This window comes from Candidatus Hydrogenedentota bacterium (assembly GCA_013359265.1).
GTDB lineage: Bacteria > Hydrogenedentota > Hydrogenedentia > Hydrogenedentales > SLHB01 > JABWCD01.
The window spans coordinates 147,384-160,811 of record JABWCD010000007.1 but is presented as its reverse complement, the minus strand read 5'-3'; the positions used below and the strand labels follow the sequence as shown (position 1 = coordinate 160,811).

7 protein-coding genes are annotated in these 13,428 nt (G+C 61.2%); all 7 read left to right on the top strand.

The window, feature by feature from the left end:
- The first annotated feature begins 9 nt into the window (after positions 1–9).
- On the top strand, positions 10–1,728 hold the full coding sequence (locus tag HUU46_09045; GenBank protein ID NUM53774.1) for a DEAD/DEAH box helicase: 1,719 nt from the start codon (positions 10–12) through the stop codon (positions 1,726–1,728).
- 31 nt (positions 1,729–1,759) lie between these two features.
- A complete protein-coding gene (locus HUU46_09040; protein NUM53773.1) occupies positions 1,760–4,903 on the top strand; it encodes a PD-(D/E)XK nuclease family protein in 3,144 nt (1,047 codons plus the stop codon).
- Positions 4,884–8,249: a UvrD-helicase domain-containing protein gene (locus tag HUU46_09035; GenBank protein ID NUM53772.1), complete on the top strand. Its 3,366-nt coding sequence runs from the start codon at positions 4,884–4,886 to the stop codon at positions 8,247–8,249. The genes HUU46_09040 and HUU46_09035 overlap by 20 nt, the downstream gene beginning before the upstream one ends.
- The gene (locus HUU46_09030) at positions 8,234–9,154 is read left to right on the top strand and encodes a hypothetical protein (GenBank protein NUM53771.1); all 921 of its coding nucleotides are present in this window, start codon (positions 8,234–8,236) and stop codon (positions 9,152–9,154) included. The genes HUU46_09035 and HUU46_09030 overlap by 16 nt, the downstream gene beginning before the upstream one ends.
- A 12-nt stretch (positions 9,155–9,166) precedes the next feature.
- The gene (locus tag HUU46_09025; protein ID NUM53770.1) at positions 9,167–11,254 is read left to right on the top strand and encodes a glycogen-debranching protein; all 2,088 of its coding nucleotides are present in this window, start codon (positions 9,167–9,169) and stop codon (positions 11,252–11,254) included.
- Between the two features lie 272 nt (positions 11,255–11,526).
- On the top strand, positions 11,527–12,093 hold the full coding sequence (locus HUU46_09020; GenBank protein NUM53769.1) for a helix-turn-helix transcriptional regulator: 567 nt from the start codon (positions 11,527–11,529) through the stop codon (positions 12,091–12,093).
- Positions 12,094–12,095: 2 nt separating this feature from the next.
- Positions 12,096–13,352, top strand: coding sequence for an aspartyl protease family protein (locus HUU46_09015; protein NUM53768.1), 1,257 nt, complete (start codon positions 12,096–12,098; stop codon positions 13,350–13,352).
- Positions 13,353–13,428 lie beyond the last annotated feature (76 nt).

Sequence of the window (13,428 nt, the reverse complement as noted above, 5' to 3'; positions counted from 1 at the left end):
TATCCATTCATGGCGTCCAACGAAGACAAGCCCCTTATCGTGCAGTCCGACCGCTCCATTTTGTTGGAGACGGACGGCCCACGATTTGAAGACGCCCGCGACGGCATCGCTGCGTTTGCGGAGCTGGTAAAGTCGCCCGAGCACATCCATACCTACCGGATCACGCCGCTCTCGCTATGGAACGCCGCGGCATCCGGCATGACCGCGGACGAGATCGTGGATCGGCTCAAGCAGTTCAGCCGCTACGAAGTCCCCGACAACGTCATCGTCGACGTGCGCGACAACGTGTCGCGCTACGGTCGATTGAAGCTCTTCAAGAAGGAAGCCGGCGGAGACCTCGTACTGTATTCGGAGGACTCCCTGCTCATTCTTCAATTGCTGGGCCAGAAATCGCTCCAGCCCTATGTACAGGGGTCGCCCGACGGCCACCACATCTTCGTCAGCCCCGCTGATAGGGGAAACGTCAAGAGCGCGCTGATCAAGCTCGGCTTTCCCGTCGAGGACCTCGCAGGCTACGTGGAAGGCGCACCGCTCGAAATTGAACTGCGCGAGACTTCCGCCGCCGGCAAACCGTTCGGCTTGCGCAAGTACCAGCGTGAAAGCGTGGATGCGTTCTATCTAAACGGATCGAACCAGGGCGGCAGCGGCGTTGTAGTGCTACCCTGCGGAGCGGGCAAAACTTGCGTTGCCATCGGCGCCATCGCGAAGTTGAAGACGCAGACGCTTGTCCTCACGACGAACACCGTCGCCCTGCGCCAGTGGAAGAACGAACTGCTCGACAAGACCACGATTGCCGAAGACAAGATCGGCGAATACAGCGGCGACTCGAAAGAGATTCGCCCGGTTACACTCGCGACCTATCAAGTTCTCACCTATCGCAAGGCGAAGGACAGTCCCTTCGTGCATTTCAGCCTGTTCGACGAAGGCAACTGGGGCCTCATCGTGTACGACGAGGTGCATCTCCTGCCCGCGCCGGTGTTCCGCGCGACGGCTGCGCTGCAGGCGCGCCGGCGCCTGGGCCTCACCGCCACCCTCGTGCGCGAGGACGCCCGCGAAGACGAGGTTTTCAGCCTGATCGGTCCCAAGAAATACGACGTGCCGTGGAAGGTGCTCGAGAAGCAGGGTTGGATTGCGCAGGCGCTCTGCACGGAAGTGCGCGTTCCACTGCCGACCGACGAGCGCTACCGATACGCAATCGCGGACAAACGCGGCAAGTTCCGAATCGCCTCGACAAACCCGGTGAAGATTTCGGTCTGCGAGCAGTTGGTCAAGAAGCACAGGAACGACAATGTACTCGTCATTGGCCAATACCTCGATCAGCTCAAGGTATTGTCGAAGCATTTTGACGCGCCGATCATAACGGGCCAAACGGCGAACAAAAAGCGCGAGGAGTTGTACACCGCGTTCCGCGCCGGCGTGTGCAAACTCCTCATCGTCTCCAAAGTCGCGAACTTCGCGATCGACCTTCCGGACGCGAACATCGCGATTCAGGTCTCCGGCACGTTCGGCTCGCGGCAGGAGGAGGCGCAGCGCCTTGGCCGCATTCTGCGGCCGAAGAGCGACGGCACGATCGCGCATTTCTACTCGCTGGTGTCGCGCGATACCTGCGATCAGGACTACAGCGTGAAACGCCAGTTGTTTCTCACCGAACAAGGATACCGGTACGAGATCAAGAACGCGGACGAACTCGAACCACCGGCGGCCCCCGCCGCAACCGGGAGCGCGTAACACGCGCCCCGCGCCGGGACACGCTGCGTAAATGGCGCGCGTCTTCGTATTCGCCGGCGGCGCGCGTTCCCCGCGCGATCGCGAAATCGATACGCTCGCCGTGGAACATTGGGGGCGTTCGATCCTGGTCGTTCCTACCCGACACGAAGCGAACGAACGCGCCGCGCGCATCATTCAATCACACGCGCTCCCGGGCGGGTGGGGCGCATCCGTGGTGTCGTTCGAGGACTTCGTACTGGCGCTGCTGCGGGAAGCCGGAATCTATCCGCACGAAATGGACGAGGTGGAACGGCGGATGCTCGTTTCGTCGGTGCTGGATCGGCTCCATGCCAATGGCGCACTGAACGAACTCGGAGACGCTGCACGGTCTCCGGGATTCGCAAATCACGTTCTTCGCGCGATCGCCAAACTGAAACAGGCCGCCATCGATCCTGCCACATTCCGGCAATTCGTGGCAGCGCGCAGCCGTACATCGTGGATTGACCCGATCGTCGCGAGTATTTACGAGGCGTATCAGTCCACGCTCCATCAATCCGACGCCTATGATCGCGTCGGTGTGTATTGGCGCGCGCACGTTCTGCTCTGCGAAGGCAAACCCTCGTTGTTCGATCGCGCCGATTGTGTGCTGTTCGACGGCTTCGACGATTTCACGCCGTCGGAGTTTCGCGTGATCGAGCGCGTGGCATCGTATGTCGACGTGCTGGCGATCGGCCTGGTGTGCAGTTCCGAAGCAACATCCCAGAGTGACCTGTACGCAATACCGCTGGCGACGTTGAATATTGTTAAAAAAGCGTTTCCCGAGGCAGATGTGCGGTCGCTGTCCGAACCTGTGCCGCGCACGCGCGTCGAGTACGTGACGACGCACCTTTTCTGGCGGGACCAACCCCAGCCGCCGCGCGGCATCGCAGAAGACCTTTTGTTGCATCCCTGCCACGACCGCATGCACGAGTGCGAATGGATCGGGCGTGAAATCAAATCGATCATTGTCGAACAGAACGTGGCTCCTGCCACGATTGCGGTACTCTTCCGGCGCGTGGAGGACGTCGCGCCGCGGTTGCGTCTGGTGTTCAATGAATTTGGAATTCCCGCGACGTTTCATGCGCCACTGACGTTGTTGGACACCACCCTTGCGCGCTTTCTGCTGCAACTTCTTGAAGTGTCTCCCGAGTGGGAGCGTGAGGCTGTATTGGACGTCATCACGTCGCGCTGGTCGTGCGTTGACGACGGCCACGCGGGAGCCTTCGGTTACCTCGCGCGGATGGCGGGTGTGATCGATGGAAAGACAGAATGGATGTCCTGCCTGGCGCGATTCCAAGCATGGCTGAGCGACGGCGCCGGCGAAACGCACGACGCAATTCTTCGCCGTGTACCCGACGCAATGGCGGCCGTGCGCGCGCTGAGCGATCAACGTATCGCGCTCGAAAGACGGTTGCAAGACTTTCCGGCGGAAGCGTCGCGTACCCGGTACTGCGACGCCATGCTGAAATGCATTGCCGCGCTGCGCCCGGAACGGGCACTGGAAACGTTTGAACCCGAAGTGAGGCGACTAGAGGAAAGCGCACTGCACGCCGCCACTGCTGTGCTTCGAAGGATGCGCAGATGGGGACATGCACTCGACAATGACACAATGCTCACGCTGTCACAATTTCGCACGGAATTGCGGGACGCCTTTGCAGCTAGCGCGCTTGAACAGGAAAGGACTATCTCGGGTGTCCAGGTCATGTCCGCCGATTCGGCGCGTTACCGCGCGTACGATTACCTCTTCCTGGGCGGAATGAACGAGGGCGAGTTTCCCGCGCCGCCGGCCGCAGACGCCATCTATAGCGACGAAGACTGGTCGGAATTCGCGCGCGCGGGCGCCCGCGTCGAGATGCGGAGCCGCCAAATGGAACGCGAGATGCTCCTGTTTCACCACGTGCTGGGCCGCGCACGGTCGCGTGTCTACTTGTCATGGAGCCTTTCGGGACACGACGGCCGACCGCTTGCGCAGAGCCCATTCATTGAAGACGTAAAAGGGCTCGTCGATCCGGTCGCCACACCAAGCGCGCAGTCGACGTCATTCCTTCCCGCATTCGAAACGGCGGCGTCCGCGCACGATTTGCGCAACGTTCCGCATGCTTCGCGCGAGGTTGAAGTCGCCTTGCCCGACGTGTTCGGCTGCATGGCCGCGGGCCTCGAGGTCGAATCGCAGCGTAATAGCCGCGCCGCATTTGATCCGTACGATGCGATACTGACGGATTCCGCGTTGCTCGATCAGCTACTGCAAATCTACGGGCAGGACCACGTGTTCAGCGCGGCACAGCTTGAGGCGTATGCGGAGTGCCCGTTCCAGTTCTATCTCCAGCGCATACTCCGCGTCGAGCCGGTTGAGGCGCCGGATGAAGAGTTCGATCCGCGCACGCGTGGACGCATTCTTCACGAGGCGCTGCAGGTATTTCACGAGTCGTATCGCGGTGTGCCGGTCTCTGCCATCCCTGTCAAACAGGGACGCGACACAATGGTGCGCATCTGCAACGAAGTCTTTGATCGGCACGTCAAAGGTGAGGTAACCGCGCCGCGCGGTGTCGTGCGCACCGAGCGCGCCCGCATGGAATCGCAACTGCTGCGGTATTTCGATTTCGCGCGCGAAGAGGAAGTAGCTTGGAAACCCAGCAATTTCGAAGTCGGCTTCGGCCGTGCGCATGCGTTATCCGCCGATCCGCTTTCCCGCCCGGAACCCTTCGCGCTCGATACGAATATTGGCGATGTGCTGCTGGCCGGCCGAATCGATCGCATTGACGTCATGGAAAGCCGCGCGCGCATCGTTGACTACAAAACCAGGCTGAATTACGAGGCCAAAGAAGTGGACGAAGGCGTCAGCCTCCAATTGCCGTTGTATGCCGTTGCACTGGAACATTTTCTCAAGACAGATACGACCTGCGAAGAAGCACGATTGATCCAACCCGGGAAGCGGGAGACTAGGGAAGTCTTGCAACGTGGCAAGGACAAATGGCCGGACCGCGAAGCGGCGATGAGGCAGGGGATCGCGCGCGCCGTCACTGGAATTCGCGCGGGACATTTTCCGCCCGCTCCGCACAACGATCGGTGCCGGATTTGCGCACTGTGCCGCGTGTGCCGGTACGAAGAATGGCGCATCGAGCGAAAGTCACAGACGAATGACGCAGCTCACGACTGAACAACTGCGCGCGGTCGAAGCGCGCGGCAAGCTCGTCTGCGTCGATGCGGGCGCGGGCTCGGGCAAAACGCGTGTGCTCGTGCAGCGCATTCTGCACCTTATCGAGCACGACCGCGTGAATCTGGGCCAAATCGCCGCGATCACTTTCACCGATAAGGCCGCGGCGGAGATGAAGGAACGGCTCCGTCGCGCCTTCCGCGAGAAAGCGCCTCCGGACGACCCCAGGAAGATGTCGTTCTGGCGCAGGCTTGAGCGCGAAGTGGATATGGCGCGCATCAGCACCATTCATACGTTCTGCTCCGGCATCCTGCGGGAGAATGCGCTTTCGTTGGGAATCGATCCCGATTTCGCCGTGTTGACGGAGGCGGAATCGGAGGTGCTTTGCAGCGAAGTAGTAACCGCGACGATGCATCGACTTCTCGATGAAGATGATGACCAAGCGCACGCGGCCGCATCCGAATTCGGGATTCGCGACCTTGATTCCATCCTTCACGAACTGCTCGCGCAGCGCGTTCTCGCGGACCGCTTGTTGCATCCGGGCATGACGGCTCAGCAGATTGCGGCCGGCTGGGCCGTGCAACTTCCGCAAATCAACGATGAACTGATTCGCACCTGCCTCCGCTCGCGCAAACTGCGCCATCAGATGCGACTGCTGGGGGAGTGCGAAGGCCAATGCGCCGACCCCACCGATAAACGCGAGCAGGTTCGGCTGACTCTCCTGGGGCTGCTGCGGCAACTTCACAACGAGAGAAACCCCAGCGTAATCCAGGACATTATCGCGCAAATCGGCGAGCTTCGCGCCACCCAGGGCAAGATCAAGAAGTGGACCAGCGAGTCGGCTTACGAGTCGGTGAAACTGGCGTTGAATGACGTAAAGAAATGTTTGAAATCGGCCGCTCCACTCGAAATCGACCCCGAACTCGAATCGCGCGCTGCCGAAATCGCCGCGGCAGTCGCGCACGTGTATACGAAGACGGCGGAAGCGCTGCGCGAGACCAAACGCGAGCGAAACGTCCTTGATTTTGACGATCTCATCGCGATCGCGGCGGAGGTCCTGCGCGACACGTCGAAAGGCGAAGACTCCGTTTGCGCGCGGACCGCGCGCGGACTGCGGCACATCCTTATTGACGAGTTCCAGGACACCGACAGCGTTCAATACGAGATTGCGCAACTTCTGTCTCAATCCCCAAATGGTCCCGATTTGTTTATCGTTGGCGACGCGAAGCAGTCCATCTATTACTTTCGGGGAGCGGAGGTTGGCGTGTTTCGCCAGGTGCGGCGCGATGTGCGCGCGCCGCTCCCGATGCTCGGAAACTTCCGCACGGCGCCGCCCGTTCTTCGCTTTATCAATTCGTTTTTTGCCGCTTCCGACCTGCTCGCGATGGTCGAGTCGCCGTTCAACCCCCTGGACGCACGCCGTGAATCCGAGGGTGCGGCGCGCATCGAATTCCTCATTCCCCCTGCGAAATCCGAAAAAACGGGGATAGAAATGTATCGCAATGAAGAGGCGCGCATGATCGCCGCGAGTCTCGGTGCGATTGCGGAAGGCGGCATTCACGTCATGGACAGCGCAACGAACCAACTTCGTCCGGCGCGGTTCGGTGATGCCGCAATCCTGTTGCGCTCGCTCAGCAACGTCCACCTGTACGAGCGCGCGCTGCGGGAAGCGGGCGTCCCGTATACCCTGATTGCCGGCCACGGGTTCTACGAGCGCCAGGAAGTGATCGACTTCCGAAACCTGCTCGCGCTACTCGTCGATCCCTGCGACGAACTTGCGCTCGCCGCGTTTTTGCGCGGGCCAATCGTCGGCCTTTCGGACAACGCCCTTGTCGAACTCGCCGGCGGCATAGGCGCCCCGCGCGGCGTGCTTCACGGGTTCGCGACGGACACGTCCCTATCAGATGCGACGCAGTTTGCGCGCCTGATTTACGCCCGCGATCTGATCCGAAAACTTCGCTGCGAACGCGATCGGCCACTTACCGAGTTTGTCCAACTGGCCTTTACGCAAATCGGATTGGAAGGCGTCCTGCTGCGTCAGTTCATGGGCCGGCAGCGCGTCGGCAACCTGCGCAAGATCGCCGCCCTCGCGGAAACCTTCTCGGGCGCGCACCCGCCCAGCTTGCGCGCGTTCGTGCGGTATCTCGACGATATGGCGGCACGCGAAATCCGTGAAGGCGAAGCCGCGCCGAATGTGGATGATCAACACAGCGTCACTGTCATGACGATTCACAAAGCAAAGGGCCTCGAGTTCCCCATCGTCTACGTGGCCGATCTCGGCCGTGAACCCAAAGGAGGCCGGACCAAGACTGTCGCGTTGCACAAGGACATCGGATTCGCCGCGCGCGTCATCGGACCGGAAGGCACATTCGCTGCGCCGGCAATCCACAATGGCATTTGCAGGATTCGCAGCGACGAAGAGATGGCGGAGGAAGCGCGGTTGCTTTATGTAGCGATGACACGCGCCAGGGATCACATGTTTCTTTGTGGCAAGCCCGAAGACGCCGGCGGAAAGTCGTGGATGGCCGCGTTCGACGAACAGTATGGCGTGTGCGCGATGAGCGATGGGGAACTCATTTCGGGAGACAATTGGCAGGCGACCGTGCGCCGGGAGTTACCGCCGCGTCCGAATATTGTCATGGCGGCAACCGAGACAAGACACGCCAATATTGAACGCATTCGAAAACGCATTGCGCCCGTGCCCGAAGTCGCGACGCCGCGAACGGCCGTAGCCGCAACCGAACTGGTGAAGGCAATGCACGGCCGTGTCGCTGCGGCGCAGGAAGGCGCAGACCAGGCGCGGGTGCCCGTCTCCTCGCGCGAACGCGGCACGCTGCTACACGCGTTCCTCGAACGCTGGGATTTTCGGAGCGATCCGCAATCCGCGATCGAGTCCGTCCTCCGGCGCGAATCGCTGAGTGACGACGCCGCGCGGGAAATCACCCACTACATAGCCCGCGTTGTTGCACTGCTGGGCCAAAGCGAGATCGGCCGGCGTATCGCCGATGCAACGCGCGTCGAACGGGAGTTGCCGTTCCTGCTGCGAATCGACGCATACCTTGTGCGCGGCACGTTGGACGTGCTGGTCGACGGCGCGACGATTGTCGATTACAAGACGGGTGTTCCGTCGGAAAACGAACTTGCGCTGTATGAAGCGCAGCTCCAGCTCTACGCCGCGGCGCTTCGAGAATTGACCGGTACTCAGCCGGAGAAAGCCTTGCTCGCGCTCGTCGATGTTGAAGGCGATATCGTTCGCGCGGTGGATGTGTCGCCCCCTGCGATCGATCGGGTGCTGGAATCGGCCCGAAAGACGCTGCCGGCACTGAGTGCATCATGCGCGCCGGGCTGAACGCTGTCCGCCGCGTAGTGTTTGGCGCGTGTGTCCTGTTCACCGCGATTGCATGCCACGCGGAAACCATCGAGCGCGACGGTATTCGCGTTGCGTTTCCGCCGGAAGCCCGCCAACTCGCGGAAGAAAGCATCTCGACTATCGAGACCGCGCGGGATGCCTACAAGCACCGATTGCCCAAGTCTCCCGAACAACTCAACGTCATCGTCTGTTCAAGCAACGACGAATTCCGGAAGTACGCGGGCCAACTCGCGACGCGTTCCGTGCTCGGCATCGCGAAACCCGATCGAGACCTTATCGTGTTGAAAGCCCCGTTGCTCGCGCCGCCGGGAACGGACTTTCGCGGCACCGTCCGCCACGAGTTGATCCACATTCTTCTCCGCCACAACGTGAACACGGACAACCTGCCGCGCTGGCTGAACGAGGGTATCTCGATGGTCCTGTCCGGCGAGAACCGTTGGGAGAGCCGCGCCGCCGTCGCGTCGATGTATCTCAACGGCCGAATTCTTACATACCGCGAGTTGGAGGCGTCGTTTCTCGATCCCGGAAGCGAGTTCGAGTTCGGCGACGCCTACGCACAGGCGTACTCGATGACGCAGTACCTCGTCGGCAAACTCGGCGAGGACCGGTTCTGGGAACTGATCCGCTCGCTCGATTCGCGCACGTTTGGTTCCGCGATCGAAAGCGAACTGGGCCAGATTCCATACGACTTCTGGGCGGCATGGAAAGGTTCTCTCGGCTGGACCGCGCTTGTCTTCTCGCTCGTTTCGGGATTCTCGCTGTTTCAAATCATGGCGCTGCTCACCGTCGCCGCGTACTGGCGCAAACGCCGCCGCGGCCTGCAAACGATTCGCCAGTGGGAAGAGGAAGACGCGCAGTTTCAGGAAGATAGCGCGGTGACATGATCCGCATTGCCGATGCCCCGGCGCTTCCGGCACAATACCGGCATTTCGATCCATGTAGAAAGCATCGCCTTGTTCGATCCCGCTACGCTCATAGTCCGCCCGGGCCGCGCGCAACCGCTTGGCGCGACGCCCGACAATTCCGGTGTTCACTTCGCGATTTTCAGCCGCCACGCGACGCAGGTCTGGCTGTCGCTCTTCGATTCGATTGACGCGACCGAACCGATTCACGAAATCCGGCTCGACCCGGAGCGCCACCGCATTGGCGACGTCTGGACAATCCACGTCGACGGGCTCGGCCCCGAAACGCTCTACCTTTATCGCATGAACGGTCCGCGCGCGCCGGAAAAGGGCCACCGATACGATCCCGCGCGCTACCTGCTCGATCCCTACGCATGGGAGATCGTCGGCGATCCGAGCGCGCACGCGGCGAAATGCGTCGTGCAGCCCGAAGGCCCCGGCTGGGCGGAAGACAGCCGCCCGCGCACGCCCATGGCGGATTCGATCATCTACGAAGTCCACGTCAAAGGCTTCACCGCGCACGGTTCCGCCGGCGTCGAGGCCGCGGGCGCGTTTCGCGGCGTGATCGACAAGATTCCGCACCTCAAGGAACTCGGCGTCACCGCCGTCGAATTGCTGCCGGTGCAGCAGTGCGGCGAACGTCTGCTCCCGCGAAAGAACCCCGCCACCGGCGAAACGCTCGTGAACTATTGGGGCTACAGCCCCATCGGCTTTTTTGCGCCGGACGCGCGCCTCGCGCACGACCCCGCCAACGCCCTCGACGAGTTCCGATCCATGGTCACGGCGTTGCATGACGCGGGCATTGAAGTCGTCCTCGACGTTGTCTACAACCACACCTCCGAAAAGGACGGCGGCGCGCAATCGTTCGCGGGCATCGATCACAGCATCTACTACCTGCTCGACGAAACCGGCAAACGCCGCGATCTCACCGGCTGCGGCAACACGTTGAACTGCAACCATCCCGTCGTGCGTGAACTCATTCTCGACAGCCTGCGTTACTGGGTCACGCAGATGCACGTCGACGGGTTCCGGTTCGATCTCGCCTCCGTGTTGCGTCGCGACCGCGCCGGCCACATCCTGCCCGAAGGTCCGCTTATCGAACACATCGGCGAAGACCCGATCCTGCGCGAAACAAAACTCATCGCGGAGCCCTGGGACCTCGCCGGCGGCTACCTCGTCGGTGCGTTCGGCGGCGAAGCCTGGGCCGAGTGGAACGGCCAATACCGCGATGACGTGCGCCGGTTCTGGCGCGGCGACAAGGGCGCAAAGGGCACCTTCGCACTCCGCATTACCGGCAGCCAGGACCTCTACGGCGACGATGGCCGCACCCCGCTGCACAGCATCAACTTCGTCACCGCGCACGACGGGTTCACCCTGCGCGACCTCGTGTCGTACGACAAAAAGAACAACCTCGCCAACGGCGAAGACAACCGCGACGGCCTCAACGAAAACTACAGTTGGAACTGCGGCGTCGAAGGAGACACCGCCGACGCCGCCGTCAACGCGCTGCGCCTTCGCATGCAGAAGAACTACCTCGCCACGCTGTTCACCTCGCTCGGCGTACCCATGATGCTCGGGGGCGACGAGTTCGGCCGCACCCAGCGCGGCAACAACAACGCCTACTGCCAGGACAACGACATCTCCTGGTTCGACTGGACCCTGCTCGAAACCAACCGCGAACTCTTCGCGTTCTGCAAAGGCGTCATTGCCTTCCGCAAAGACAACCCGGTCTTCACGCGCAATACCTACTTCACCGGCGCGCCCACCAAGAAAGGCAAAGAACCCGACCTGCTCTGGTTCGACGCAAAAGGCAAACCGCAAACCTGGACGCCCGACGACCTCCCCCTCGGCTGCCAAATCAGCGGCACCGAAAACGGCGGCGTCGCCGTCTTCCTCCTGTTCAACCCGTCCATGACCAATATCCAATTCAAACTCCCAGCCAAACCCTGGCGCGTCCGCATAGACACCGCGCAAGGCCCCGGCCACGACATAGTCGATGCCGACCACGCCCCCCGCGTCCAAGCCGGCAACACCCTCCTCGCCCGCCCAAAATCGATGATGGTGCTCACGAGTCATCCGTAGGCGGTCGGAATGGAAGCCGATTCGACTAGCATCCAAAGGGAGACCCCCCGGCTTTGCCGGGGGATACTTACTGATACACCAATCGCCGAAGCGAAACGCCCCGGTTTTGGCGGTCTTCGCACGTTCAATCGAGGATGCCCGCCGACCGTCGTTTGCTTCTAAGATACTCATTCCAAAAGGGTTGTATAGCAATGTACTCTCGATCCCCGGCATTTGCCGCCTTCGCCACATTTATATTGTAATTTATTACAATATTGTATAATATCACAACAATGAAAGCGAAATCTTCGATTGCAGAGTCGTTGACCCTTTCGCGGCTGGATCAGATCAAGGTCCTGTCCGACTCGCGGCGGTACCGGATTTTCGAGGCGTTGGCGCGGGGCCCGGTAAGCGCAAAAGGTCTGGCATTGCGGTGGGACTTAAAACCCGCGAGCCTGCATTACCACTTTCGTGTGCTCGAGTCTGCGGGACTCATTCGCAAGGTTTCCGAGCGTAAAGCCCGGGGTACGGTGGAAAAGTTGTTCGAAGCGGTCGCCGCTCGGGTGCACCTGGCTCCCGGAAGGGACCCGGCGATGCAGGACGCGTCGCTGACGGTCAAGGCGCGGGCTATGGAGGCGGGCCTGGACGACGTGTTGCGCGCGGAGACGGCGAGGTCCGCCGGCGCAGCGGTCGAGCTTGAAGTGCGCCGGTACATTGTGCGCCTGTCCGGCGCGAGGGGGAAGACAATCAGGGTGAAGCTGGCCGAGCTTCTGGAGGAATTTGACGGTGCGCAAGAACCCGATGGAGACGAATATCGATTCACGATGGCGCTGTGCCGCGAAACACAAACGGAGGTTTAGGCGTGTGGTGGAAGCAATGCTGGTGCGCGCTGCTTGCCGCCGCGGGGGCGCTGGTTGGCTGTGACCAGCCGCTGAAGGCGCTGTTGCCGGACGCGTGGGCTGCGTGGGAACGCGGGGATTTCGACGACGCGCGGGAAATCGCGAAGGGCCATTTGGCGGAACCGAATAAGGCCGACGCGGCCCGGCATATGTTGCTGTTGTGCGATTTTGTCCTGGGACGTTACGCGGAGGCGCTGACGTGGCATAACGAGATTTCCAGGTCGTATCCGCTCTTACGCGCGCTGGAGCCGCTGGTGCTCGACGCGCACGTTCACCGGCGGGATATCGAAGCGGCGCTTCGGCTTGCGAGAACGAGCACGTCGTTGCCCAAGCATTTGGAGCGGCAGTTGACGTGGCAGTTCGAGCGCCCCTTCGCCGCTGAACTCGACGGGATCGCGGAGATTCCATTTGTCGAAAACAAATTGACGGAGTATTTTCCCGGCTTCCCGGCGACCATCAATGGGGTCGAGCTTACGGCCCATGTTGACACGGGCGGAACGTACATCATCATGGGACCGGAGCGCGCCAAGGCGCTTGGGATAGAGACGATCGATGCCGGCACGGATCGGGCGCATTTGGGAAATCAGGTTGTCCGGCTTGAGGTGGGTGTCGCGGACACGTTCAATCTGGGCGGTGTTCGCATGCACGATGTTCCGGTGGACGTGCTGTCGTCCCTGACGGGCGAATCGGATTTCGTCATCTTTGGCACAAACCTGCTCGAACCGTTCTTGTCGACACTCGATTATCCGCGCAAGCGGCTCATCCTGTCGCCACGGAACAATCCCGGCGCGAACGAAGCGCACGCGGCCTTGTTGGAAACGGAGGGCGCGCGCATACCGTTCTATTTGTGGTCGGACCACTTCATGTTTGCGCGCGGCGGATTCGGGACAACGAACGGGTGCAATTTCTTCATCGATTCGGGACTTGTCTATGTGCAAAACGACTCAGGGGGCAAGCCCGTGCAGGCCGCGTTTACCACTTCACGCGCGGGCTTTTCGCGATTGGGAATGGGTCGGCACGAGGTGGCGCAGACTATTTTCCCGCTGGCGCGTCCAATTCGGTTGGGTGCGTTGGAACAAGACGGCCTGTACGGCGTAGTTGGATCGGGCCAGTATGAAATGGGCGGCGTTCGAATTGATGGACTGCTGAGCCACGCGTTTCTAAAGCGGTACGCGTGGACGATCGATTTCGACGAACGCGCGTATATCTTCCGTTATTGAGTTTGCCGTGAGCGTACGAATCGCAAACCGACCATAGCGACGGCGCACCGGGGTTATTGCACGGAATAATAGGTGA